The sequence below is a fragment of the Paenibacillus sp. FSL R5-0713 genome, from assembly GCF_037973325.1.
Lineage (GTDB): Bacteria > Bacillota > Bacilli > Paenibacillales > Paenibacillaceae > Paenibacillus.
This window is the reverse complement of the sequence record NZ_CP150229.1, coordinates 4,222,962-4,249,573: the sequence shown is the minus strand read 5'-3', so window position 1 is coordinate 4,249,573 and position 26,612 is coordinate 4,222,962. Positions and strand designations below refer to the sequence as shown.

Below are 26,612 nucleotides of genomic sequence, written 5' to 3'. Positions count from 1 at the left end.
CGATTTCATTTTCTACGTATTAATGAGACGATTTGTTTCATTATTCCGTTGCATTATATCAACCTGCATGAAGCGGGAGATCAAAGGAGCGTCCACCGGATGGATCAAAAGTTAAAAATCGGCATCACCTGTTATCCGTCCCTCGGAGGGTCTGGCGTTGTCGCAACGGAGCTGGGCAAATTGCTTGCCGAACAGGGGCATCAGGTTCATTTTATTGCCAACAGTATCCCGTTCAGACTGGGTACGTTCCAGAAAAATATTTTTTATCACGAAGTTGAAGTAAATGATTATTATGTTTTCCGTTACCCTCCGTATGATCTGTCACTGGCAACGAAGATGGCCCAGGTGGCTAAGTCACAGCAGCTGGATCTGCTGCATGTTCATTATGCAGTGCCACACGCCGTATGCGCCTTTCTCGCGAAACAGATGGTAGGGGACGGCTTGAAAGTAGTTACCACGTTACATGGAACGGATATTACGGTTCTGGCTCAGGATGAATCTCTGAAGGATCTGATTCGACTTGCCATTAATGAAAGTGACGCGGTTACTGCTGTATCACAAGATTTGATTCGGGAAACGGTCGAATTGCTGGATATTCAACGTCCAATTGATTTAACCTATAATTTTATTGACAAACGAATATATTATCCGCGGGATGCTGCCAGTCTGCGAAGAGACTTTGCTGCGCCTGAAGAAAAAATATTAATGCACATTTCCAACTTCCGACCGGTGAAGAGAACTCAGGATGTGGTAGAGGTCTTCCGTCAGGTACAGGAGCAGGTTCCGGCAAAACTGTTATTTGTAGGAGAAGGGCCCGATTTGCCGAAGATGCAATGGAAGATTAATGATCTCGGCTTAAATGATAAGGTTCATTTCCTTGGTAAGCAGGATGATATTGCCCAAGTGATCTCCATGGCTGACGTGTTGATGCTTCCATCGGAGAAGGAAAGTTTCGGACTTGTGGCGCTTGAAGCAATGGCTTGCGGCGTACCCACGATCGGTTCACAGGCTGGAGGAATTCCGGAACTGGTCTTACATGGCAAGACGGGATTCTTATCCGCCATTGGGGATACACAATCCATGGCCGAGAACACCATCCGTTTGTTAACGGACGATCGTTTGGCTGCGGAGTTCAGGGAAGCGTGTCTTCAGCGCGCACATCATGACTTTTGCAATGATGCCATTCGGCATGAATACGAGCAGATTTATTACCGGGTGTTGGGAAGGGAAGTTCCGAACTTGAAGCCGGTTTGCGGTTAATCAATTTTTTGACGTAATTATACTGTGCATACCACAACAGGCAAGAGAAGAGGTGATATGTGGTGGTTCAATGGACACAGGTTGATCGTGAAATGGCAATTCAAAGTGAGAATGTACTCACAACTTTAAACAAACATGGCTACAAGGCATATTGGGTAGGTGGTTGTGTTCGTGATGAATTGTTGGAACGTGTTGTAGACGATATGGATATCACGACATCTGCTTCTCCCCAGCAAGTCATGGAATTGTTCGACGATTGCATTCCTACAGGTTTGCAACATGGGACAATTACCGTGCGTTCAGGCGCTTATTACTTTGAAGTGACCACGTTTCGAACAGAATCCGACTATCAGGATAAACGCAGACCTGCTGCAGTTCAATTTGTTCAGGATATCAAGGAAGATCTACAGCGGCGTGACTTCACAATGAACGCTCTTGCGATGGACGTCACTGGAGCAATCGTTGACCCGTTTGGTGGACAGGCAGATATTAAGGAAGAGCGAGTCAGATGTGTAGGTTCTGCGATGGAACGGTTTGGTGAAGATGCACTGCGGATGCTCCGTTGTGTGCGATTTGCTTCGGTATTTGATTTTAAAATTGCCCATAACACGTGGAAGGGTCTTGTAAGGCAGAAAGACCTGCTTCAACATATTGCAATGGAACGGGTACGGACCGAGATGGTAAAAATGATGTCTGGGCCGCATCCATTAAGAGGGTTGGAACTGTTATACAGAAGTAATGCGCTTGCACATGTCAAAGCGCCGGTAAGCTCAGCCCGATTCAACAAGACGTTGTTATCTAATCTGGAACAGCTGTCAGGTGAGCATGTGTTGCTCCGTTGGTCACTCATTCTGCTTGCTGGCGGTTATAGCAAGGACGAGGCAGACGCATTATTACGTCAGTGGACATTCTCTAATGAACATCGTTCTCGTATATCAGGGGTCCTTCAGGTGGAGCAGTTGATTTATACTTCCGTTCAGGAGCAGAAGGATACGGTTAGTCTCCGTTCCGATTGGATTGTTACTGTACTGGCTTGTGGTGTTCAGGCTACTAATGATTGGCTTCGCATACAGTCTCTACTGCCAGCAGGGTGGCGGAATCAGACCGAACAGGCAGAAATGCAGGTTGTTTTGGTTCAAGAAATGGCAGTCGAATGGAGTCAATCAATCCCTGTGCATGACTTGAAAGAATTGCACATCACAGGGGAACAAGTATTACAAATGCTGCAGCGCAAAGGCGGGCCTTGGCTGGGTCAACTGATGAAACATTTGTTAAGAGAAACGGCGATTGGAACGATATCGAATCAGCATGAAGCACTAAGTGCAGAAGTGAAGCGGGTGGTTGAAGATGACCAAGCATGAAGATCTGTTACATATGTTATTAGATGCAGAAGGACGGTTTGTATCGGGTGAAGAGATTAGCCGTCATCTGTCCATCAGTCGGACTGCTGTGTGGAAACATGTGAACAAGTTGCGGGACATGGGGTATGAGTTTGAAGCTGTATCCCGCAAAGGATATCGTCTGGTCACGAAGCCGGACAGTATTGACGCAACTGCCCTCCAATTGGCGCTGGATACGGCCGTATTCGGCCGTAAGGCTGTTCTGTTAACCTCGACCTTGTCTACACAAGGGGATGTTCTGAAGCTGGCTGAGCAGGGGCAAGCTGAAGGTGCTGTGGTCATTGCGGAGGAACAAACAGGAGGACGAGGACGTTTTGGTCGCCAGTGGTTCTCTCCCCCGGGAAAAGGAATATGGATGAGTATCCTGTTGCGCCCTGATCTACCACTTCAGCATACGCCACAGCTTACTTTATTAACAGGAGTGGCTGTGTGTCGTGCCGTTCGAGCTTGTACAGGCACTGATGCAGGCATCAAATGGCCCAATGATCTGATGATTAATGGACGCAAGGTATGTGGCATATTGCTTGAATCCACGGTGGAAGATCATGAAGTCAGATACTGTATTGCAGGTATAGGCGTTGACGTGAATTTTGATCCCGAGGATTATCCGGAAGATCTGACAGCTATAGCTACTTCACTCAAGATGGAGACGGGGCAACCTGTTGATCGTACCAAGCTCACGGCTGCCATTTTAACCGAGCTGGAACAGTTATATTTTTTGTATCAAAAAGAAGGATTCGGTGTGATCTCAGCTATATGGGAGGCCTTGTCCGTATCGATAAATCGAGAGATTACAGTGACGAATCCTCAGGGTGTCATTGAAGGGACAGCAATCGGTCTGGCCCCTTCAGGAGCACTCCTTGTGGAAAAACACGATGGAGAACAAGTACACGTCATCTCTGGTGAGATTTCCTGGAAATCGTAAACAATATGTCGAATTTTACTGGGAAAATGAACATAAGACGTGAAGTTTGAGCAGAACTTTGGTATACTGTCTTCGTGAGGCGATATCGGCTAATGCAGACCGAATTGCACTCCCGTAACAGTAACCTTTGTTCTGCTTTGATGTGTTTGATGTAAGCAGATCGCAGTGCAAGAATGAAATACGTTTAAGTGAGTTGTTGGATTCTGCTCTGAGCCGAAGAGGACCGAGACAGAAGGGACGATCGCAAGTGACTCTTTTTTGACTTTTCGGGACTTTTTAGTGGAAAACTAAAAGGTTTTTTTGTTGCGTTTTATTTGAAAAGAAGAAAGGAGCCATGAGAGAAAATGGCAAACAAACAAGCGATGAATATTGTGAAAATGAAAAAATATAAGCAGGATGGCGTGCCGCTTACGATGATCACGGCTTACGATTATCCTACAGCGCTCCTCGCAGAGGAAGCAGGAATTGATCTGATTCTAGTTGGTGATTCACTCGGCAATGTAGTGCTGGGTTATAACTCAACACTTCCGGTGACCATCGACGATATGGTGTACCATACACGTTCCGTCGTACGCGGGGCTGAGAAGACGTTTATCGTGGCTGATATGCCTTTTATGACTTATCATGGCAGCGTGGATGAGACGCTTAAGGGTGTACGTCGACTGATGCAAGAGGGGCATGCCCATGCGGTTAAGATGGAAGGCGGGGTGGAGATTGCGGACACCGTCAGAGCCGTTGTGCAAGCAGGTGTGCCTGTTCTTGGACATATCGGGCTGACACCTCAATCGGTCAATCAAATTGGTGGATATCGCATTCAGGGCAAGGATGCAGCGGATGCGAAACGTTTGATGGACGAAGCCAAAGCCTTGGAAGCTGCTGGTGCATTTGGCATCGTGCTTGAACTGGTTACGGAAGAAGTTGCACGGGCGATCTCGGAGGAACTGTCGATCCCTACCATTGGGATTGGTGCAGGACGGGGCTGTGACGGACAGGTACTGGTATTCCACGATGTGGTTCAATACGCCTCCCCGTATACGCCAAAACGTTTTGTCAAAACCTATGGAGATGTGGGTACATTAATCAGAACCAGCATCGAAGCTTACGTGAAAGAAGTTAAAGATCGTTCGTTCCCGGCCGAAGAGCATGTATTTAATGCTGCGGATGGTGTTCTGGATCAATTGTATGGACAACGCAAGGAAAAGGTGGGAAGTAACTCATGAAAGTATTACGGACAATCGCAGAGTTAAGACAGGAGCTGAGCTTGGAGCGTCAAGCGATTCGATCCAATGCGTCCGTTGTAGGTCTGGTACCGACAATGGGGTATCTACATCAAGGTCATGCAAGCTTGATGCAAGCAGCCAGACAACAGAGCGATATCGTGGTATTAAGCATATTCGTTAATCCAATTCAATTTGGTCCTAATGAAGATTTTGACAGCTATCCGCGGGATGAAGCCAGAGATGTGGAAACAGCACGCTCACAAGGAGTGGATATCGTATTTATTCCCTCAGTTGAAGAGATGTATCCACAGGCAACGCAGACAACGGTATCTGTGTCAAAATTGACTGAGCGCTTATGTGGCGCTTCCAGACCAGGACATTTTAACGGAGTAACGACGGTAGTATCGAAGCTTTTCAACATCGTACAGCCACAGCGTGCTTTTTTTGGTATGAAAGACGCTCAGCAGGTTGCGGTTATTCAACAGATGGTGAATGATTTGAATATGCCTGTAGAAATTGTTCCCTGTCCGATAGTTCGCGAAGAGGATGGCCTTGCTCTTAGTTCACGTAATGTCTATCTTAGCTCGGAGCAGCGTACACAGGCATTAGTTCTGTCGAAAGCACTGCGCACAGCCCAGGAAGCTGTAGATACAGGGATAGCTAGGAGCGCCGCAGATATCCGTCGTATTCTGCGCGAGCAGATTGCAACCTCATCGCTTGCAGTGATCGACTATGCTGAGATTCAGGCTTTTCCAAGTCTGGAGCCGCTCGCAGATCAGGAAGAAGTTCAAGGACGTGACGATCTGCTCATTGCACTTGCGGTGAAATTCGGAAAAACAAGATTGATTGACAATATAAGGTTGCAAAAATCGGAGGTGCTGTCCCATGTTTAGAACACTCATGAAATCCAAAATTCACCGGGCTACGGTAACGGAAGCCAACTTGAACTATGTGGGTAGCATTACCATAGATGAAGACTTGATGGAAACATCCGACTTGATGGAAAACGAGAAAGTGCAGATTGTGAACAACAACAATGGTGCACGTCTGGAAACTTATGTGATTCCAGGACCGCGCGGAAGCGGGGTCATCTGTCTAAACGGCGCAGCTGCTCGTCTGGTGCAGCCTGGAGACAACGTCATTATCATTTCTTATGCCATGATGTCGCAAGAAGAGGCAAATACTCACAAACCAACCGTTGTGTTTGTAGATGGACAGAATAAACCTGTACAAACCATGAAGCAGGAAGTTCACGCAACAATTATGTAATCGACTGGTAAGGAGAATGAAATCGGCCCTTGAAGCAAAAAATGAGTACAGGTCACTGCACTAATCCATTTTTTCAAGGGTGGGGATGCAACGATGTTCCAGCATGTTTTCGCAGAAATGAACGACATGTTAGATGAAATTATCAAGAGCTATCCTTCCGCTGAAGGTCTGAACAAACAAGAATTGCTGCAAAAGTGGAACTTGCTTAAGCGGATGAGTGACGGAATGTTGGATGAATGGCTGATGTTTGAAGAAAAGATGAGCCAGGTGAGGGAACGGGAGATGGATAAGCCTGCGTCCCTTGAACCGGAACAGGAAGCTGTCACCGCTCTGCCTGAACTCCATCTGGAATGTTTCAGTCGAGGACAAGGGTATTTCAAATTACAGATGTATTCGCAGGCGATCTTGCAGTTCTCCCGGGTTGTGACCGACCATCCGGAGAGTGCATTAACTCGTTTTTACTTGGCACTCGCATATCTGAATCTGGAACAAATCGCTGAAGCCGGGACACATTTGCAGCAGATCATGTATCTTAAGGGCTCACCTCGCTTGAAAGGGCTTGTATGTAACGCTCTGGGCTGTATTCAAGCCAAGCTTGCGAACCCGGAGGCTGCATGTTCACTCTTTGCACAGGCCCTTCAGTATGACCCGACATTGACCGAACCGCTGTACAACATGGAAGCTTGCAGGTTGAACAGGGGAAAATTGCAATATGCTAATCAGCTGACGACCCTTCATTAAGCGGGAATTCGGCGACAAAAAAACGGTGTTCCCTCCTTTGGCATAGCGGCGGGGACACCGCTTTTTTGTCAGTTAATTTTCAAATCCCCTTTTTTTTGCTATGCTGTAACATAGACTGGAATGGAAGGGACCGTATATTGCAATGAAATTTGCCGTATTGGATTTCGAAACAACCGGCACGCAGTCCGACGGTGAGATTATACAAGCCGGACTTGCCATCATAGATCATGACTTCAGCATAACTCAAATATATAGTTCTTATGTGAACCCTGGTGTCCCGATTCCCCCGTTTATCTCGGGGCTAACGGGTATTACCGATGAAGATGTGGCGGACGCTCCATCACTCGAAGAGATGATGATGGAGATGGTTCCGCTGCTTAACGATGTGGTGCTTGTTGGACACAACGTCGCTTTTGATTTTCACTTTTTGCAGAATGCTCTTGACCGTTGCGGTTATCTGCCGTTCACTGGCCGTATTCTGGATACCATTGATTTTCTGAAGATTACGTTCCCATCACTGGGTTCTTATCAACTCGGTTATGTGTCTTCTGAATTTGGATTTCAACATGATCGCCCTCACCAGGCCGACAGTGACGCACTGGCGACAGCCTATGTGCTGCTCAAGTGTCTGGATGAGTTAAAGGAATTACCGCTCATAACGATTCAACGGCTCAGTGACCTGTTCGCACCAGAAGACAGTGACTTGGGTTGGTTCTTGGACGGGATGCGCAGTGAGAAGGAAGCAGAGCCGATTCAGGATCTGGACGGACATACCTATTATCGGCAGCTTGCTCTTAATGTAAGTGATTGGACCGATATTGGTGCACCACGTGATGAGCGGGAAGGTAACCCCCTCGATGGTGTAAGCTTCGAACAGTTTATGGACCAGGTTCGGGAGAACCTGAAGGATACGCTGGATCATTACGAAGAGCGTGAAGCGCAGACCCAGATGTTCAGCAGTGTAAGGCAAGCCCTGGATGAAGAGAAACATCTCTTGATCGAAGCTGGAACAGGTACCGGTAAATCTCTGGGTTATCTGCTGCCAGCGATATACGAAAGTGTGAAACAAGAACAGAAAGTCATGGTCAGCACGCATACGATCAATTTGCAGGAGCAATTGAGAGAGCGAGATATTCCGATGTTGACCCAAGTGGTTCCGTTTCCGTTTAAGGCTGCTGTCTTCAAAGGACGTGGACATTACCTGTGCCTGCGCAAATTTGAACACAAAATCAATAAACGTGAATTCGCCACGCCCAAAGAGGATTATTTCACAGCCGCTCAGATGATCGTGTGGCTCACACAGACTGAAACTGGAGATGATGAGGAGCTTAACCTTAGCGGACGCGGAGGCGACTTCTGGGAGACGGTACAGAGCGAATCCGAGTCCTGTCTGGGAAGATCCTGCCCATGGTTCCGCAAATGTTTCTATCATCGCGCCAAACATGAGGCCGGGTTGTCTGATATCGTAATAACCAATCACTCCAAATTGTTTACGGATGTCAAAGCAGCACATCAGTTGTTGCCAGCCTATGAGAGTCTTGTGATCGATGAGGCCCATCATCTCGAGGATGTAGCGGGTAAACATCTTGGAATGCATATGAAATACTTCACGTTGGTTCATACCCTGACCCGTCTGTTCAAAGACAGTCGTAATGGACAATTGCCTATGCTTCGTTCGCAGTTATCCGGGCATGAAAATTCGGTGCAATGGGGCTCCATGGTGGATCAGATGTTCCCGCTGGCTGTTGAGGTGAAGGAGCTTTGGGATCGTATGAGCGATGCCCTGTTCGGTCTTTTGCCTGAACGAAGTGATGCTTCACCGGGAGAGACAGGGCAATTTTCCCTGCGCCTGAAGGCATCTCAGAAACCTGCGAAATGGCAGGAGTTGCAGGATCTGGAGAACCAGATCTATGTGACTCTGGGCGATTTGGTTCGCAAAGGGGACAAATTGCTGCTTGAGGTGAAAGAGGATCAGGATGATTATCAATCGGATAGTCTGATTACGGACATTACAGGACTGCTGAAAGATCTGACCACATTGAAGGAGAATCTGCGATTCTTCATGCGTATGGATGATGCCAAAACGGTGTACTGGATGGAAGCCAGCGGTCAGTTCCGCAGTAAATCTCTTCAACTGTACGCCGTACCTGTCGATGTCAGTGCACAACTGAAGGATTTGTTCTTTGATAAAAAGAAAAGTGTTGTGCTTACATCGGCTACGCTCTCTGTAGATAAGTCATTCCAGTTCATGATTGAGCAGCTTGGCTTACAGGAAGCCTCTGAGAATAATCGGCTGTTAACGTCGATGCTGCCATCACCTTTTAATTATCGTGATCAGGCACTTCTAGTGATTCCGCGTGATTTCCCGAGTGTGAAAGGCAGTGTGGGTGATGCGCACTTTGTCAATATGCTGGTGCAATCACTCGCAGAGACCGCAATTGCCACGCGTGGACGCATGATGGTTCTGTTTACTTCATACAAGATGCTGCGACAGGTCTATGATCCACTGAAGGAGGCACTGTCTGGTAACGACATCTCTTTGTTGGGTCAAGGTGTGGACAGTGGAAGCCGCTCCAAGTTGACTCGCAGGTTCCAGGATGCCAAAGCTACGGTACTCTTGGGCACAAGCAGCTTCTGGGAGGGTGTAGATATCCCGGGAGAAGCACTGACCTGTCTCGCTATTGTGCGTCTGCCTTTCCAGCCGCCGAATCATCCGTTGGTTGAAGCCAAGAGTGAATTGCTCCAGGAGCAAAAGAAAAATCCATTCATGAAACTGTCTGTGCCGCAAGCGGTCATTCGCTTCAAGCAAGGATTTGGCCGATTGGTGCGAACAGCGAAGGACAGAGGTATTGTCATTGTTTATGATACACGTGTGATCGAAGCGTACTATGGCAAATTCTTTTTATATTCATTACCTGGTCCCAAAATGGAGCATATGCTCACGGAGCAGATGGTTCCACGGATTACCGAGTGGTTAGAAAAACCTGTTAATGAACAAGAATAATGGTTGATTTTGTTTGTTATATCATTGCATGACACTATCGTTTGGCGTTAAACTTTATTAGATATTTCCGTATCCGATTAAAGCAGTTGCACGTAAGAACTTATAACCTAAATTACAAAGAGCATTCTGTATAAAATGTCACGTCTATCTTTGAGTTTATACAGAATGCTCATCTTTTCATCTATTATTTTATCGTGGCATTGGTAAGGGGGAGCAAGAATGAAATCGGATAAAATTTCGGAAGCGGTGGTACGACGTCTGCCTGTATACTTGCGCTATTTGAACGAGTTGCATCAGCGTGAGGTGGCTACTGTTTCTTCTCAAGAGCTTGGACAGAGGCTGGATCTGAATCCGGCCCAAATTCGAAAAGACCTGGCTTACTTCGGTGATTTTGGTCGAAAAGGGATCGGGTATGATGTATCCTATTTGATCGAGAAAATTCGTCACATTCTCAAAATTGATCAGCAAATTAATGTAGCTTTGGTAGGTGCGGGTAACCTGGGACAGGCCTTGTCCAACTACAACGCATATCTGAAAGACAACATGAAGATTGTTGCTGTATTCGATGCATATGGACCGAAGATTGGTAGTCAAATCAACAGTTTGACGGTAAAACCAATGAATGAATTGACGGAAGCGGTTAAGACAGATAACATCCGCATCGGAATTATTACAGTTCCGGATACGGAAGCTCAAAATGTAGCCGATCAACTTATTGAGTCGGGAATCGAAGCGATTCTTAATTTTGCACCAACTATTCTAAAAACACCGCCACATATCCGCATTCACCATGCTGACTTTACAACGGATCTGCTTAGTTTGGCCTATTACTTGGAGACTGGAAAGGACGACGAGGAAGATGACAACAAATAGATGGGTAATTCACAACGGCAAATTTGCCGTTAATGAAGGCACTACATGGAACGTGGTTCATGGATACATGGTTGTCGAGAATGACAAGATTGTGCATATTGGTGAGACATTGCCGGATGGAGACGAAAATTGTACCAAAGTGGATGGAAAAGGATTGTTCTTCCTGCCGGGTCTGATCAATACGCATGGTCATGCAGCGATGTCGTTGCTCAGAGGACACGGGGACGATCTTGCGTTACAAGTATGGTTGCAGGAAAAAATGTGGCCGATGGAAGCAAAAATGACTTCTCAAGACGTATATTGGGGAACTTCGCTATCCGTGCTTGAAATGTTGAAAGGCGGAACTACAGCTTTCCTGGACATGTATGATCACATGGATCAGGTTGCCAAAGTTGTGGAACAATCCGGCGTTAGAGCAGCACTGGCACGTGGTGTAATAGGACTGTGCTCGGAAGAAGAGCAATTGCGGAAGCTGGAGGAGTCGGCAGCGTTTGCGCGTGAGTGGAATGGACAGGCAGATGGTCGCATCACAACCGTAATCTCGCCACACGCACCATATACATGCCCTCCTGACTACATAGAGAAGCTTGTACAAGTCGCAAATGATCTTAACCTTCCTCTGCATACACATATGTCGGAAACGCTTCGTGAAGTGGAGCAGAACGTTACAGACTATGGACTGCGTCCTGTGGCACATCTGGAGAAACTGGGCTTTTTCTCCCGTCCATCCCTGGTAGCACATGCGGTGCATCTAAATGATGAAGAGATTGAAATTTTGGCCCGCCATGATGTGGCTGTATCCCATAACCCGGGAAGTAACCTGAAACTCGCTTCCGGTGTTGCGCGGGTACCTGCGTTACTGAAAGCAGGAGTTACCGTGTCACTCGGAACCGACGGACCGGCAAGCAACAACAACCTGGATATGTTTGAAGAAATGAGACTGGCTGCATTGATTCACAAAGGTGTGTCTGGTGATCCGACTGCCGTGCCAGCGGGCGAAGCGTTACTACTCGGAACTTCATATGGTGCTAAATCCATCTTCCTGAACAATACCGGTGCGCTTCAGGTAGGCATGAAGGCTGATTTCATCGCCCTGGACATTGAACAGGCACACTTCTACCCACATACAGACCTGATCTCGCATACGATTTATTCAGCCTCTGCCAAAGATGTGGAGCACGTATGGGTAGATGGGAAACAAGTGGTTAAACATGGCGAATGTCTGACGCTGGATGAAGAACGCATTTTGCGTGAGTCTCAATTGGCATTTGATGGTTTGCTTGCTCGTTAATTGCATTGCGGAGCATCATAGGGAAAGGAAGTTCGGCTTTTGAAGAAAAAAAAGAAGTGGATATGGATTTCGCTGCTTGCACTAGTTCTGATTCTGTTTGGACTTCAGCGTTATTACGTGTATGTCACACAGGACCAGCGTAAGGAAGAAGCGCTCGCCATACAGGCAGCACAGGAGCAACTGGGCATTACATCTTATGATGAATTGCGTAAGTACATCTGGGGTGATAAAGAAGGCTCTGACAACATCTACTGGACCCTGCTTGGCAAAAACAAGGATAACCAGGATGTTATGGTCTGGGTTAAATTCGATGCAAACAATCAACCTGCTACAGGTGCTAACGCTATACACAGTGAACTGCTGCAGAATGGCATGTCCGAAGCACAGATACGCAATCGCTTTAGTTCCGAAGTTCCAGCCGGTGAGATTAAACGAATCATGCCCGGAGTTGTGAATGGAATATATGTGTGGCAAGTGTATTATAAAGACGGTACGCATAACCACTATCGGTTTTATCGTTTTAGCAATGGAGAACAGGTAGACTTGGTTTACACACTCCCGAACAGCTAGAACAAATAGAGTAACTTAGCTAGAGAATCGTAGAAATGAAAGAACCGGCAGACGGATATCCGACTGAACCGGTTCTTTGTGTTGCCTGTGAACAGTTTTGATTTAAATAGTTAAAATTAATAATTTATTCATATTTTCGCCTTCGAAATTGTATATACGATGTGATATACTCAGTTATGTACTCAAAGTTACATTCATAACAAATAAACCTGTCGAAATTCTCGCAGGAGTCAATGTGCACATATTCGTATATACCAATAGGCCAGTAAGTTAGGCCAAAATCTGGGAGGGGTAATTCACTTGAAGCTAAAAGTATTGCCTATTGCTTTAACTGCCGTCATTTCAGCCGTTGTGTTGTTTGGAGGTTGGTTTGTGTATCGTCAGGTGGCTTTGCAGAATCCGATTGAAAAGATGGTTACCCAGTACGATGGAGTCAATGACGTTCAATTAACTATTAACCGCAATGACGTACAATTGAAACTGGATCTGCAACCTGATGTTGATTTGGGCAGACTGGTACAATATATTCACAAAGAAGGACAGACCTTGATTGGAACTCGCTCATTAAAGTTGGATGTTGTAGATCATTCCAGTGAAGCACTCGAAAGCTGGTGGGGTGATGCGATGTTTACCGTAGCTCAGGCGATGGAGAACAAACAGTACACCGAGATCACACCAACATTGTCCAAGATGGCTACGAATGGAATAAAGGTAAATACAGCGATGGATGACAACAATGTATATGTTAGTCTTAGAGACGGAGATGCCAGCAAGTTTATTATTCTGCCGCGTGTGCCCGGTCAGATAGGAGTGTGGCCTAATGCCTAAGTGGACCAAAGAAATTGCCATTGGATTTGTCCCCGTGTTGATTATTTTTCTTGCTTTTACTGGTGTTAATATTGTTCCGATTCTAATTGCAGCGGTGTTTGTTGGAGCTTTGTTGTTCATGATGCAAATGCGTGGCGGGATTACCGTAGGCGCTGCACAGGAGCGTAAACGGAAGAAAAAAGGTCCTTCCAAGCTTACTTTTGAAGAAATTGGTGGTCAGGACAGTGCCAAGCAAGAATTGCGTGAAGCACTGGACTTTCTCATCAAACATGAAGAAATTCGCAAGTTCGGGATTCGCCCGTTAAAAGGGATCTTGCTGACAGGCCCTCCAGGGACAGGGAAAACGTTGATGGCCAAAGCGGCTGCGCACTACACCGATTCTGTTTTCGTTGCTGCATCGGGCAGTGAGTTTGTGGAAATGTATGTTGGTGTAGGTGCCAGCAGAATTCGGGATTTGTTCAAGGATGCGAGAACCCGTGCCACCAAGGAAAATAAAGAAAATGCTATTATATTTATCGATGAGATCGATGTCATCGGGGGGAAACGTGAAGGTGGACAACAGCGGGAGTATGATCAGACGCTGAACCAGCTCTTGACGGAAATGGATGGAATTTATTCTTCCGATACCCCAAGAATACTGGTTATTGCTGCAACAAACCGCAAGGAAATGCTGGATAGCGCCCTAACACGTCCAGGACGTTTTGACCGCCATATTCAAGTAGACTTGCCTGACAAGAAGGGTAGAAAGCATATTCTGGAACTGCATGCGGTGAATAAACCTCTGATGAAGGAAGTGAATCTGGAGAAGACAGCGGAAGAATCGTATGGTTTCTCCGGTGCGCAGCTTGAAAGTGTGATGAACGAAGCAGCGATATATGCAATGCGGGATGGGCTGTTACACATAGAACAACGGCACTTGTCTCTGGCTATTGATAAAGTCATGATGGGCGAGAAAACAGACCGTGAGTCCAGTGTGGAAGAGAAGAAAAGGGTTGCCATTCATGAATTGGGACACGCCATTATGGCTGAACTTGTTCGTCCGGGCAGTGTAAGCCAGGTGGCACTCAGTCCGCGTGGACAGGCGCTGGGATATGTGCGTCATAACCCGCAACAGGAACAGTTCCTTTACACGAAGCGCTTTCTGGAAGAACAGATCATGATTGCACTCGGAGGGGCAGCTGCGGAGGAAATGTACTATGGTGGACGTTCGACAGGTTCACGCAATGACTTTGATCAAGCAACCAATGTCGTGCAAACGATGATGGCTTCCGGATTGACTTCTCTTGGGATTGTGAACATGGATATGGTTACCACCGAGGAGCTCATGCGAGAGAATAAATTAATATTGCAAGAACTCATGGAACAGACGAAGCGCTTACTTGAAGAGCAACGGACAATTTTCGACAATTCACTCGACATCCTGATTCGAGAGGAAGTTTTGTCCGGCGAACAATTTCGTTGTCAATTTCGTGACAGTGCCCGTTTACCAGCATAATTTCTTTATGCTGGTTATTTTTTTTTACATTTCACTCGTGCTAAGATATTATTATATGTTGGGTCGAAATTTGTAATTTTCGGCGAACAGGGTACAATAGAGAAATAGAGAACCGAAAGGATGGAGCAGAACCATGTTTTTCAAAAAAATAGGAGTTGTCGGCGGCGGTACGATGGGGCAAGGCATTTCCCAAATGCTCGCAGCCAAAGGACTTGATGTGCTTCTCGTGGAGCATACAACACAAAAACTGGATCATGCCTATGACATGATCGAAACGAACCTGGATAAACAACTGGAGAAATGGGCGATTACAAAAGCGGAGAAGAAATTGATTCTTTCCCGTATTACCAAGGTAGCTCATTTAGCTGAACTTGGAACTTGCGATATGGTCATTGAGACGATTTCAGAGGATCTGGATGCGAAAAAAGCAGTATTCAGCCAACTGGACCAAGTTTGCCCAAGCAATGTCATTCTGGCAAGTAATACATCCACGCTGAGTTTGACCGAGCTTGCAAGCTCGACCAAATACCCAGAGCGTGTTATTGGTATGCACTTTATTCACCCGGTATCCCGGGTTGATCTTGTAGAGATTATTCGTGGACTGAAAACGTCGGATTCAACATTCGAAGAGACCAGACGTTTTGTTGAAGAAGTGGCAGACAAAAAAGGAGTCATGATCTATGAATCACCTGGATTCGTAACTTCCCGCTTGATCTGTCTGTTGATTAACGAAGCGTTGCATGTATTACAGGAAGGTGTTGCATCTGCTGAAGATATCGATGATGCAATGCGTATCGGATACAACTTCCAACATGGACCACTCGAAATGGCTGACCGTTTCGGATTGGACTCTGTTGAAGCTGCACTCGAAAGAATGTTCCGTGAATTCGGAGAATTGAAATATCGTCCTTCCACGGTCCTGAAGAAAATGGTGCGTGCAGGACACCTGGGTGTCAAAACAGGCGAAGGATTCTTCAAGTACGACAAGGATGGTGACCGACTGTGAAAGTACTCGTAATTAATGCGGGGAGTTCCTCGCTCAAATATCAACTGTATAATATGACTGACGAATCTGTCCTGGCTAAAGGTCTGGTAGAGCGGATCGGAATGGATTCCTCCATTCTGACACACAAACCGACAGGCCGTGAGGATGTTACAGAAGTTAGCGAGATTCTGGAGCATACAACAGCAATCCGTAAAGTCATTGATATTTTGACTCATAAAGAAAATGGTGTACTGGATTCTGTAAATGAAATTCAAGCTGTTGGACACCGTGTTGTTCACGGTGGTGAAGCATTTAAAGAATCTGCATTGGTAGATGATGCTGCCAAAGCTGAAATTCGTCGTTTGTTCGACTTGGCTCCACTTCATAACCCCGCAGCAATGATGGGGATTCGTGCGGCTGAATTAAATATGCCAGGTGTGCCTCAGGTAATGGTCTTCGATACAGCGTTCCATCAAACGATGCCGGAAAAAGCATATCTGTATGCTATTCCGCGTGTACTTTACAAAAAATATAAAGTACGTCGCTACGGCGCACATGGTACTTCCCATGATTTCGTAAGCAAGGCAGCTGCTGAATATCTGGATCGTCCAGTGGAAGATCTGAAAATCATCACTTGTCACGTCGGTAACGGTGGTAGTGTAACAGCAGTTAAAGGTGGCGTATCCGTTGATACTTCGATGGGTATGACTCCACTAGAGGGACTGATGATGGGAACGCGTTCGGGTGACCTTGACCCAGCCATCGTACCTTATGTCATGAACAAGGAAGAACTGAGCGTAAGCGAAGTGAACTCCATGTTGAACAAACACAGTGGATTGCTTGCAATCTCCGGAATCAGCAGCGACATGCGTGAGATTACAGAAGGTATGGAGAATGGCGATGCGAACTCCACGCTCGCTTTTGAAATGTACGAATACCGTCTGCGTAAATACATCGGATCATATGCAGCTGCAATGAACGGTGTAGACGTGATTGTCTTCACAGCTGGTGTAGGTGAGAACTCCGTTGTTCTTCGCCAAAAAGTATGTGAGCAACTTACGTATCTTGGCGTTGAGCTGGACGAAGCCCTGAACGCAGTCCGTTCTGGTGAACCGCGTCGCATCACAACAGCGAACTCGAAAGTGGATGTTCTCGTTGTTCCAACAAATGAAGAATTGGTCATTGCGCGCGATACGCATCGAATCGTATTGAATTCTAAGTAATCTAACTGTAAAGTAAATATAGAGTGGCAAGGAAGTGCAGAGGACAGGCAACAGCCTGTCCGCTGCATTTTCAAATTTCAGGAACCAAGGGGAGATATGGCATGAATACGAATTGTGTAATTCGTAATGTGAACGAGCATGTGGGCGAGACCGTAACGATCGGTGCCTGGATTAACAACAAACGTTCCAGCGGCAAAATTCAGTTTTTGCAGTTGCGTGATGGAACCGGATATATTCAAGGGGTTGTTGTAAAAAGTGAAGTTAGCGAAGAGATCTGGAACAATGCGAAGAGCCTGACTCAAGAAAGTTCTTTGTATGTTACAGGGATTATTCGTGAAGAACCTCGCAGTGCGTCCGGTTACGAGATGACTGTGACTGGGGTCGAAATTATACATCTGACTGAAAACTATCCAATCACGCCTAAAGAGCATGGTGTTGATTTCTTGATGGACCATCGTCATCTGTGGCTCCGTTCTACGAAGCAACGTGCGGTTATGGTGATTCGTGCAGAGATTATTCGTGCTGTTCAGCAGTTCTTTGATGGTAACGGATTCACACAAGTTGATCCTCCGATTTTGACACCGTCTTCTGCGGAAGGAACGACAAACCTGTTCCACATCAAATACTTTGATGAAGATGCTTATCTGACGCAAAGTGGTCAATTGTATATGGAAGCAGCAGCTATGGCGCTGGGCAAAGTATATTCCTTTGGTCCTACATTCCGTGCTGAGAAATCCAAAACACGTCGCCATCTGATTGAATTCTGGATGATTGAGCCGGAAATGGCATTTGTAGATCACGAGGAAAGTCTGCGCGTACAAGAGAAATTTATCGCTCATGTTGTTCAATCCGTGGTGAAAAACTGCCGTGCAGAACTGGAATCCATCGGTCGTGATGTATCCAAACTCGAAGGCATCGTAGCGCCATTCCCGCGAATTACGTATGATGAAGCGATTGAATTCCTGCATGGACAAGGCTTTGATATTCCTTGGGGAGAAGACTTCGGTGCACCGCACGAAACAGCCATTGCCGAGAAGTACAATACACCAGTCTTTATCACGCATTACCCTGCAGGAATCAAAGCTTTCTATATGAAACCAGATCCAAATCGTCCAGAAGTTGTTCTTTGTGCTGATATGATTGCACCTGAAGGCTACGGAGAGATTATTGGCGGTTCTCAGCGTATTGATGATCCGGAATTGATGCAACAACGTTTTGAGGAGCACAATCTCTCGGATGAAGCTTACCAATGGTACCTGGATTTACGTAAATACGGATCGGTTCCTCACTCCGGTTTCGGTCTGGGATTGGAGCGGACGGTAGCATGGATCTGTGGATTGGATCATGTGCGTGAAACAATCGCATTCCCACGTATGCTCTATCGTCTGTACCCTTAATGCTTAACCGAGGACCGTCTATGGAAGATACCACATCCAAAGCCTGGTTGGATGGAGCAGCTTATGGCATGACTTCGGGTACAGCCCATCTGCCTTATGCCTTGTTACGTTATTATCACCAGCTTGGCCTATCAGATGCAGAAGTGCTTCTTCTGATTCAACTCCTAGGGTTCCGTCAGGCGGAGTTCAATGAGTTTCCGACGCTTGAAGAGCTTGCGGGGCGTATGGGACTTGCACCTGAAGGCATTGCCAGAATGTTGCAACGTCTGATGAGGGATGGATATATCGCTATTGACGAGCATCGTGACGAGGAACATGACATCCAGTACGAACGATATGACTTACATGGACTCTATGCCAAACTTGCAAAGTGCACTGCGGAAGAAGTAGCCGCATTGCGTGCGGAGCAGCTGAGCAGCAGTGCAGCACGCCAAGATTCGAACAGTGTTCAAAAAGAAGAGGAAGAACGGAACATGTTCTCCATCTTTGAAAAAGAATTCGGACGTCCGCTCTCTCCAATGGAGTGTGAGACGATATCCAGCTGGTTGGATCAGGACCGTTACCAAGAGGAATTGATTTTAATGGCTCTGAAGGAAGCGGTTTTTGCAGGTAAAGTACATTTCCGGTATATCGATCGAATACTGCTTGAGTGGAGCCGTAATCGTGTCAAGACCGTTCAAGACGCGAAGGCATACACGCAGCGGTTTCGTAATGGTGGACGTTAATTCAGGTGTGGGCAAAAACAAGAGACAGGCCAGAAGTCATTCTGTGCCTGTCTTTTTTTGAATTATGAATTGGGTGAGTGATCAGCGACATCGACCTTTCAGGCAATGATTTCACTTTGTTATACAAAAATTTGATAGATCACGCAGGGGTAAACACACAAGCTGTCGTCTATTGTATTGGAGAGGAGGGGAGAGTTATTGATGAAGCGCGCGTAATCGAACAAATCCGTCAAGGAGATACATCGCAGATGCGTACTCTGATTGATAAGTATAGCCAGCATGTATACCATGTTGCCTATTCCGTACTCAGGAACGATCAGGAAGCACAGGATGCAGCTCAGGAGGCGTTCATACAGATGTATAAGTCTCTCCCCGACTACCGTTCCGAAGGTTTCAAAACGTGGTTAACCCGAATTGCCTTTCACAAAGCGATTGATGCCAAACGTAAGCTGGGCAGACGAACGGCCGAGGATCTGGGTGGAGAAGAAAAAATAATAAACATGCCCGGACGGGATGAAGACGTTCTTACCCGTCTCGTTCGTGAGGAACGTCAGGACAAACTTCGCGAACGGATCAATCAGTTGCCTGCTCAGCACCGTGACATTATCACTGCGTATTATCTAAGCGAAAAAAATTATGAGCAGATTGCCAGCGATGCACAGGTAGCTGTGAAAACTGTGGAATCCCGCTTGTACCGTGCCCGGCAGTGGATTCGAAAACATTGGAAGGAGGATGAATGGCGTGAGTAAACAGGAAAAGTATACCGCTGAGCAATGGACGGATTATATTGAAGGCTATATGAGTGAAACTCAAGCGAGTCGAATGGAGCAGCTTCTGATGGAAGACCCGGATGCGATGGACAGCTATCTGGAAGCACTCGGCATCCATGGAGAACTGCCCTCGTTGCCTGACCCGACAGGGTTTGCAGATTCAGTCATGCATCGGATTGAGGGGATTCACTCCTCCAAGGCACAACGCAAATCCCGTGCTGGACGAAATCGGCGCTGGCTTGAACATAAAGTGTTCCATTACGCGGTAGCGGCCTGTTTGACATTGATCTTCCTCTCGTCTGGACTTTTTGACAAGGTAGCACCTTATCACAAGTTTCAGGATGGCGACCACAGAGGGTCTTTTACGGAGAAATGGACGGAGGCAGCCACTTCATGGCTGGATAACCTCAAGCCTAAACCATAAATGGTTTCACATTGCCTGAAAAGAAAGGATGACGACTGTGCACTCAGATCGTAATAAATTACTCGCATTTCTATTAAACCTAATACCCGGTCTTGGTTTTATGTATTGGGGTAGGCCGGCAAGGGCTGTAATCTATCCATTGCTTTTTTTTGGAACAGCTGTTGGTTCATTCATGCTGGCAATGCTGCTTGCTGAACATGATTTATTGATTATTGGTGCCATTTTTTCGGCTTTCTTCTGGGGGATCAGTATGCTGGACATGATTATTGTTCTGCTCCGTGCACCTACTGCCCGGGATGCTCACTACAGGGGATACGCGGCGCACTATGGGCCACAACAAGGAGCAGCATACCAGGGAGCATACATGGGTCAACAAGGGCCTATGGAACCTATGAATGAAGATGAGCAGCATCAGCATCCAGGTAGTGAATATAGTCACCATGAGGGTGGATATGGTCAGCCCATGTATCAAAAAGGCAGTGAGGGTGAACGATTCTTCACCATTTTACTTTCATTTGTTCCTGGTTTGGGACATCTTCATCTGGGATTGTTGCATCGCGGGTTGTCCTTCCTGATGGCGTTTTTTGGTTCCTTTGCCATGATGGTCTTTGTAGCTTCAATCACCAATGAATCGGTGTTTCTAATGTTCTTGCTCATACTGCCCGTAATATGGGTATACTGCATGTTTGATGCGGTGCAGCATGTCCACCGTAAGCAGGCTGGAGAGGTACTGCAGGATCGGACGTTATTCGAAGAATTGGAGATGGGCAGAGTAGCTGGACGACGCAGTAAAGTGCTGGCAACCCTTTTATCTGCTTTTCCAGGTGCGGGTCATCTATATCTGGGTTTGCAAAAAAGAGGCATGCAATTGATGTTCCTATTCCTGGGCAGCATTTATGTTCTGGACCTGCTACACCTATCCGTGTTCCTTTTCATGATACCGTTGATCTGGTTCTACAGCTTCTTTGACGGGCTACAGTGTTCCAGCCGCTATGGACGCGAGCCATTGATCGATCAGCCGATCTTCAAGGATTGGGCCCGCCATCAGCGACTGATTGGATTCGGGATTGCTGCGCTGGGTCTATATTACCTGACGATCCGTCTTGTCATTCCACAGCTGAATGAGCTCTTCCCTAATGCATTTATGACGTATGAGATTCGTTCCTATTTGAACACCGTTATTGTTTCCTTGTTGCTCATTTTTGGCGGCTTGAAGCTGCTGTTCGGCAAGCAACGGGGAACAGGCACCAATCATGCGGTTCATCGGAATGACGAAGAAGTGGATAGCCTCTTTTTATTCAAGGATCGGGATGACCGACTGTGAGTTGTAATCGAAGGGGATCAAAGATGATTTTACTGACGCTGCGATGACAAAGGAATTTTCTATTCCATATCATCCCACAACATAGAAACACGCCAAGGACTGTGAAAATTCAGCCTTTGGCGTGTTTTTTGTTTTACATTTTAGATTTCAAGATGAATGATTGCTATTTCGTAGCACCCTTCAGCAGAAGTTGACGGTACATCACTTCGAATAGGAATTCGAAAGCTTCCAGGTGACGTTTTGCTTCAAAAGCATCTTTGCCCCACGCATATATGCCGTGATTACGAAGCAAGATTCCTGGCACATTGGCATCCAGAACATCCGGCACCAACTTAGCAATGGATGGGATGTCGGCAAAGTTAGGCAAGACAGGGACACGAATCTCGGCATTTTCTTCCCAGATGTTGAAAGCCTTAATCAGTTCGATGCCCTGAATCGGCACTTGACCCTCTGCTCCAAAGAATTCACTAATCAGATTGTTAAACACGGTATGCACGTGGAATACAGCACCGCAACCGGTCAAACGATAGATTTCGCAGTGAATCAACGTCTCGGCACTTGGTTTCAACGTTGTTGTCTCAATTGCTTTGCCATGTTTGTCCACAAAAAGGAAGTCTTCCGGTGTGCGAAGAGATTTGTCTTTGCCAGAGGCGGTAACCGCAAAATAAAATTGCTCCGGGTCAAAATCTCCTACACGCATCGACAAGTTGCCACTTGTACCCGGGAACCAGTTACGGCTGGCGAACAACGCTTTAATATCAGCCAGTTCTTCAAGGACCTGACGTTTGTGTTCCAATGTAATCTTTTCAAAGCCCATCGTTTACAGCACTCCTTGTGTTTGCTTCTGTTTCATATCTTCGATGATATCGTAAAAGGTAGCGAATGGCACATGGTCCACACCAAGTTCAATACATTTATCCGTCAAAATGGAGCGGGAGTAGACGAGATCGGCAATCTTTGCACCCTCAAAATCTGTCAGACTGTCTCCAATGAGGATTCGATTGTATTGTTCTGCCGGGAATGTACGAATCACGGTCGTTTTACACATTCCGCAACCGTTCTCACAAGGAGGCTGGCAGGGATGCGGCCATTCAATGCGGATGGTCTCACCAGAGAAGTCAGCGCCGTTACAATAGACATGATCCTGCGGGATATCGAAGGGCGCGAGTAAGGGTTCGATAAAGAAGTCCATACCACCGCTGGTCACATTGAATTCAATCCCTTCGCCGCGAACATAGTCAAGAAATTCGCTGAACCCTTCACGGATGCCGGCTTGTCCAAGTACAAATTCGACAATTTCATCTTTTTGCGATGCAGGCAACAGAGCGAACATGGCTCCAACCCCTTCACGCAGCGAGATGTTCTGCTCAATCGTATCTTTCATAATTGCTTCAATGCCCTCAGGCTTGAAATGTTTCATAATCGCGACAATATTGTCCGAGAGGGTAATTGTACCGTCAAAGTCACAGAAGATGACGGTTTTTTTATCACTTCTCATCGTTCGCCACCCCACAGGTCCAGTGCGCTTTTCAGTTCTGGATGATCGATTGCATATTCAGCGAGTGGAATGGAACGCTGAGCCGCTTCAATCGCTTGCAGGAATGCACGTCCGCCTGCTTCAGTTCCCATAGGATGCCCATGAATACCACCACCAGCATTAACGATAACATCTGTCCCAAAGTCTCGCAAAATAAGCGGTACTAGGCCTGGATGGATACCGGCTGATGGTACTGGCATACTGGATCTTACAGGCAGATCAGCTGTCAGTAATTGTTCTGTGATTGCCATATTTTCTTCCTTCGGCATCGTTACCGATCCATAAGGAGAAGGGAAGAGCACCAGATCGGCACCCGCAAGACGCATCAACTGGCCAAGTACAACCGAAGCCGAGATGCCGTAATGTGGTGAAGGATACAATGCTCCTGCAAGTGCAGGGTGAGCCATAATCGGCACATTAATATCAGGATCACTGCTGAGTTCATGCAGGACATCATACCCGTAGGACAACACGTTGAACAACAAGGCATTGGCTCCAGCACCGATGGCACGTTCAGCCTGCTCTTTCAGACGAGATGTAGGTCCTGTGAGATTGGTTGCATACAGTAGCTTCTTGCCTGTCTCTTGGCGTGCCTGTTCGGCAGCTTTGATGCAGACCTCGACTCTTTTTTCGATAGGTGTTAATTTGTTCTCGAACAGAATTTCATCGTCTTTGATCAGATCCACGCCACCAAGTGCCTGACGGATAAACTGTTCACGCAGTTCATCAGCGTTCAGCCCGATGACGGATTTGAAGATACTCATTAACAGCGGACGATCATGTACACCAAGCAGATCACGAACACCATTCAGTCCAAACTTGGGTCCCGGGAATGCACGGAGGAAGCCATCCGAGAAACCAAGCTTTGTCAATTTGATTCGGCCATCCATTGAGATTTTGCCAAAGGCCGTTACGAGCAGGGCAGGGATATCACGGCTAAAGTTGATATCAGGATAGCCGATGGTAATGTCAGCGTAACGCTCACCCGCAGCCATTCCTTCAGCTTCATATACTTCTACGCTTATGACTTCACCCAGATGCTTCTGCATCGCTTCACGCTGAGCTTGTGGTAACTCCGTCCAGCTGCCCACGGTCATGCCGATCGCGATGGACTCGGCCTTCTTGCGGAAGTCTGCATGATCATCATGCAGACGATATGTGGCTGTGCACATGTTATTCATTTTTTAAATCCCCTTCCAAAGCAGCTCCCATCTCCCGTGAGCGCTCTGCACAGCGGTTGACGGCTGCGATTACATTTTCAAAGAAATCACCTTCGTCCAGCGTCTTCAGTGCTGCTTGTGTTGCCCCTCCCGGGGATGTCACATCACTGCGAAGCTTCATCGGCTCCATACCGGTTTGCTGTACCATGCGTGACGCGCCGAGCACCGTCTGAACAGTGAGATCACGAGATTGCTGACTGGATAAGCCACCACGAATGCCCGCGGCAATCATGGCCTCCATTAAATAGTATACATAAGCAGGGCCGCTTCCGGAAATCCCAGTGAGTACTTCGAGTTTATCCTCAGGTACAATGGTTACGATTCCGACCGCTTCAAACATGGTCATCACCGTACTGCGCTGCTCATCCGTAATTTCCGCAGAGAAGGCAAGTCCGGTTGCACCAAGCCCGATGGTACTGGATGTATTCGGCATGGTTCTGGCAATAGGCTGTTTACGTCCAAGCAAGGATTGCATCGTGCGGATCGATAATCCGGCAATGACAGACACGATCAATTGATCAGGTGATAACAGCGGACCCAGTTCGCGCAGCGCTGCGGCAGCATCTTTGGGTTTCATACAGAGTACAATGACCGGAGTGGAAGCGAGATGATCCAAGGATTGCGAGGCAGTTCCGGTATGTACAGCATAACGGGTGCTGAGCTCCTCCTGACGTTTCTGGTTGCTGCGGTTCAGCATCGTAATATCCTGAGGACGAACGACAAGGCGGGAGATGAGTCCGCGCACGATGGCTTCCGCCATCGCGCCTGCTCCGTGGAAAGTAATCTTCTGTTGTAGTAACGTCTGTTGCTCTTGACTCATATTAATCGTTCCTCCTATATAACTGGTGCTGGGATATTATTGACGAATCTGTCCATTGCCTGTAATACGATATTTGGTTGATGTCAGTGCTGGCAGCCCCATTGGTCCACGTGCATGCAGTTTTTGGGTACTGATGCCAATCTCGGCTCCATAACCAAATTCGAACCCGTCCGTGAAACGTGTGGAGGCATTGTGATAGACTGCTGCTGCATCCACATCATGCATGAAGCGTTCTGCATGGGCTGTATCCCGGGTTACGATACACTCGGAATGTTTGGTTCCGTAATGTGCGATGTGCTGCATGGCTTCGTCCAGGTTCTCAACCACACGGATATTTAAAATATAATCGTTGTACTCGGTCGCATAGTCTTCCTCGGTTGCCTCAAGGGCGGTAGGGACAAGACGGCGCACCGTGTCGCAACCTTTCAAGACCACACTCGCCTCACGGAATTGCTCGGCAAGAGCAGGAAGATGCTCTTCCGCGTATGCGGCATGCAGCAATAAAGTCTCCATGGAGTTACACACGGATGGGCGTTGTGCCTTGGCGTTGATGGCAATTTCGGCTGCCATGACGGGATCAGCTGATTCATCCACATAGGTATGACAGATGCCTGCACCGGTCTCAATAACAGGTACGGTCGCATTGGCAACCACATTACGGATGAGGGAGGCCCCGCCGCGTGGAATGATGACATCCAGCAGTCCGTTCAACTTGAGCATTTCATCTACGGAAGCACGATCCGCATCTTCAACCAGTTGCAAAGCATCAGCAGGCATGGCTGTCGTTGCCAGTGCATGATGCAGAACCTCTACAATTTTGCGATTGGAGGACAGGGCAGAGGAGCCACCGCGCAGAAGCACTGCATTACCTGTTTTGAGACATAATCCGGCTGCGTCTACAGTGACATTGGGACGAGCTTCGTAGATGATACCGATTAGACCAATAGGCACTCTTAACTTTTCAACATGCAATCCGTTGGGGCGCGTGAATGTCTCCAATACCTCACCGACAGGATCAGGCAGACCTGCAATCTGACGTAGTCCTTCGGCAATGCCTGCGATCCGTTCCTTATTAAGTGCGAGTCGATCCAGCATCGATTCCGGCGTGCCTTGTGCTCTGCCTCGTTCGAGATCTTCAGCGTTTGCTGTGATGATTGATTCCGACTCCGTGATCAATGCATCGGCCATAACACGAAGGGCCGCATTTTTCTGATCTGTATTCAATCGGTTCAGCTGTGTAACCGTAGCCTGAGCTTTGCTGGCTTTTTCTCTCACTTCACTCATCGTAATTCCTCCTCATATATAGTTGAG

At 47.1% G+C, this 26,612-nt stretch carries 25 protein-coding genes; 20 read left to right on the top strand and 5 right to left on the bottom strand.

What is annotated here, in order from left to right; all coding sequences use genetic code 11:
- The first annotated feature begins 99 nt into the window (after positions 1–99).
- From bshA to MKZ12_RS18720, 20 genes are all read left to right on the top strand, one after another.
- The gene (gene bshA / locus MKZ12_RS18815) at positions 100–1,260 is read left to right on the top strand and encodes an N-acetyl-alpha-D-glucosaminyl L-malate synthase BshA (RefSeq protein ID WP_339235154.1); all 1,161 of its coding nucleotides are present in this window, start codon (positions 100–102) and stop codon (positions 1,258–1,260) included.
- A gap of 62 nt (positions 1,261–1,322) precedes the next feature.
- Positions 1,323–2,621: a CCA tRNA nucleotidyltransferase gene (locus tag MKZ12_RS18810; protein WP_339256105.1), complete on the top strand. Its 1,299-nt coding sequence runs from the start codon at positions 1,323–1,325 to the stop codon at positions 2,619–2,621.
- Complete coding sequence (locus MKZ12_RS18805; protein ID WP_339256103.1) at positions 2,608–3,585, top strand: biotin--[acetyl-CoA-carboxylase] ligase; 978 nt, start codon at positions 2,608–2,610, stop codon at positions 3,583–3,585. The genes MKZ12_RS18810 and MKZ12_RS18805 overlap by 14 nt, the downstream gene beginning before the upstream one ends.
- 344 nt (positions 3,586–3,929) lie before the next feature.
- The gene (panB, locus tag MKZ12_RS18800) at positions 3,930–4,805 is read left to right on the top strand and encodes a 3-methyl-2-oxobutanoate hydroxymethyltransferase (protein ID WP_339235148.1); all 876 of its coding nucleotides are present in this window, start codon (positions 3,930–3,932) and stop codon (positions 4,803–4,805) included.
- Positions 4,802–5,698: a pantoate--beta-alanine ligase gene (panC, locus tag MKZ12_RS18795; RefSeq protein WP_339256101.1), complete on the top strand. Its 897-nt coding sequence runs from the start codon at positions 4,802–4,804 to the stop codon at positions 5,696–5,698. The genes panB and panC overlap by 4 nt, the downstream gene beginning before the upstream one ends.
- On the top strand, positions 5,691–6,074 hold the full coding sequence (panD, locus tag MKZ12_RS18790; RefSeq protein WP_017687742.1) for an aspartate 1-decarboxylase: 384 nt from the start codon (positions 5,691–5,693) through the stop codon (positions 6,072–6,074). The genes panC and panD overlap by 8 nt, the downstream gene beginning before the upstream one ends.
- Before the next feature lie 93 nt (positions 6,075–6,167).
- Positions 6,168–6,815 (top strand): hypothetical protein, encoded by a 648-nt coding sequence (locus MKZ12_RS18785; protein WP_339256100.1) that lies wholly within the window; start codon positions 6,168–6,170, stop codon positions 6,813–6,815.
- Between the two features lie 142 nt (positions 6,816–6,957).
- Positions 6,958–9,819 (top strand): ATP-dependent DNA helicase DinG, encoded by a 2,862-nt coding sequence (dinG, locus tag MKZ12_RS18780; protein WP_339235139.1) that lies wholly within the window; start codon positions 6,958–6,960, stop codon positions 9,817–9,819.
- A 219-nt stretch (positions 9,820–10,038) separates the two neighbouring features.
- The gene (locus tag MKZ12_RS18775; protein ID WP_253438523.1) at positions 10,039–10,692 is read left to right on the top strand and encodes a redox-sensing transcriptional repressor Rex; all 654 of its coding nucleotides are present in this window, start codon (positions 10,039–10,041) and stop codon (positions 10,690–10,692) included.
- Positions 10,679–11,983, top strand: coding sequence for an amidohydrolase (locus MKZ12_RS18770; protein WP_253438520.1), 1,305 nt, complete (start codon positions 10,679–10,681; stop codon positions 11,981–11,983). Before MKZ12_RS18775 ends, MKZ12_RS18770 begins: the two co-directional genes overlap by 14 nt.
- Positions 11,984–12,022: 39 nt before the next feature.
- A complete protein-coding gene (locus MKZ12_RS18765) occupies positions 12,023–12,553 on the top strand; it encodes a DUF5590 domain-containing protein (protein WP_339235134.1) in 531 nt (176 codons plus the stop codon).
- Between the two features lie 300 nt (positions 12,554–12,853).
- On the top strand, positions 12,854–13,381 hold the full coding sequence (locus tag MKZ12_RS18760) for a hypothetical protein (RefSeq protein WP_253438514.1): 528 nt from the start codon (positions 12,854–12,856) through the stop codon (positions 13,379–13,381).
- Positions 13,374–14,876 (top strand): AAA family ATPase, encoded by a 1,503-nt coding sequence (locus MKZ12_RS18755; protein WP_339235130.1) that lies wholly within the window; start codon positions 13,374–13,376, stop codon positions 14,874–14,876. Before MKZ12_RS18760 ends, MKZ12_RS18755 begins: the two co-directional genes overlap by 8 nt.
- Before the next feature lie 133 nt (positions 14,877–15,009).
- Positions 15,010–15,882 carry a 3-hydroxyacyl-CoA dehydrogenase NAD-binding domain-containing protein gene (locus MKZ12_RS18750; RefSeq protein ID WP_253438508.1) on the top strand — a complete coding sequence of 291 codons (873 nt, stop codon included), beginning with the start codon at positions 15,010–15,012 and terminating at the stop codon, positions 15,880–15,882.
- Positions 15,879–17,084, top strand: coding sequence for an acetate kinase (locus tag MKZ12_RS18745; RefSeq protein ID WP_339235126.1), 1,206 nt, complete (start codon positions 15,879–15,881; stop codon positions 17,082–17,084). The genes MKZ12_RS18750 and MKZ12_RS18745 overlap by 4 nt, the downstream gene beginning before the upstream one ends.
- 101 nt (positions 17,085–17,185) lie before the next feature.
- On the top strand, positions 17,186–18,481 hold the full coding sequence (gene asnS / locus MKZ12_RS18740) for an asparagine--tRNA ligase (RefSeq protein WP_017687752.1): 1,296 nt from the start codon (positions 17,186–17,188) through the stop codon (positions 18,479–18,481).
- A 20-nt stretch (positions 18,482–18,501) separates the two neighbouring features.
- The gene (locus tag MKZ12_RS18735) at positions 18,502–19,206 is read left to right on the top strand and encodes a DnaD domain-containing protein (protein WP_339256098.1); all 705 of its coding nucleotides are present in this window, start codon (positions 18,502–18,504) and stop codon (positions 19,204–19,206) included.
- Between the two features lie 248 nt (positions 19,207–19,454).
- Positions 19,455–19,955, top strand: coding sequence for a sigma-70 family RNA polymerase sigma factor (locus MKZ12_RS18730; protein WP_152416945.1), 501 nt, complete (start codon positions 19,455–19,457; stop codon positions 19,953–19,955).
- Positions 19,948–20,400 carry a hypothetical protein gene (locus MKZ12_RS18725; RefSeq protein ID WP_339235121.1) on the top strand — a complete coding sequence of 151 codons (453 nt, stop codon included), beginning with the start codon at positions 19,948–19,950 and terminating at the stop codon, positions 20,398–20,400. Before MKZ12_RS18730 ends, MKZ12_RS18725 begins: the two co-directional genes overlap by 8 nt.
- Positions 20,401–20,437: 37 nt before the next feature.
- Positions 20,438–21,724 (top strand): multi-tm2 domain protein, encoded by a 1,287-nt coding sequence (locus MKZ12_RS18720; RefSeq protein ID WP_339256096.1) that lies wholly within the window; start codon positions 20,438–20,440, stop codon positions 21,722–21,724.
- A 163-nt stretch (positions 21,725–21,887) separates the two neighbouring features.
- Here the strand turns inward: MKZ12_RS18720 and MKZ12_RS18715 are convergent, their stop codons facing one another.
- The 5 genes from MKZ12_RS18715 to MKZ12_RS18695 are packed head-to-tail and all read right to left on the bottom strand — an operon-like array spanning position 21,888 to position 26,585.
- Positions 21,888–22,541 carry a methylthioribulose 1-phosphate dehydratase gene (locus MKZ12_RS18715; protein ID WP_339235115.1) on the bottom strand — a complete coding sequence of 218 codons (654 nt, stop codon included), beginning with the start codon at positions 22,539–22,541 and terminating at the stop codon, positions 21,888–21,890.
- Between the two features lie 3 nt (positions 22,542–22,544).
- On the bottom strand, positions 22,545–23,222 hold the full coding sequence (locus tag MKZ12_RS18710; RefSeq protein ID WP_339235113.1) for a 2-hydroxy-3-keto-5-methylthiopentenyl-1-phosphate phosphatase: 678 nt from the start codon (positions 23,220–23,222) through the stop codon (positions 22,545–22,547).
- Positions 23,219–24,442, bottom strand: a complete 1,224-nt coding sequence (locus MKZ12_RS18705; RefSeq protein ID WP_339256094.1) for a 2,3-diketo-5-methylthiopentyl-1-phosphate enolase — start codon at positions 24,440–24,442, stop codon at positions 23,219–23,221. Before MKZ12_RS18705 ends, MKZ12_RS18710 begins: the two co-directional genes overlap by 4 nt.
- Positions 24,435–25,301 carry a pyrroline-5-carboxylate reductase gene (proC, locus tag MKZ12_RS18700; protein WP_339235107.1) on the bottom strand — a complete coding sequence of 289 codons (867 nt, stop codon included), beginning with the start codon at positions 25,299–25,301 and terminating at the stop codon, positions 24,435–24,437. Before proC ends, MKZ12_RS18705 begins: the two co-directional genes overlap by 8 nt.
- Before the next feature lie 36 nt (positions 25,302–25,337).
- Complete coding sequence (locus tag MKZ12_RS18695) at positions 25,338–26,585, bottom strand: glutamate-5-semialdehyde dehydrogenase (RefSeq protein WP_339235104.1); 1,248 nt, start codon at positions 26,583–26,585, stop codon at positions 25,338–25,340.
- Positions 26,586–26,612 lie beyond the last annotated feature (27 nt).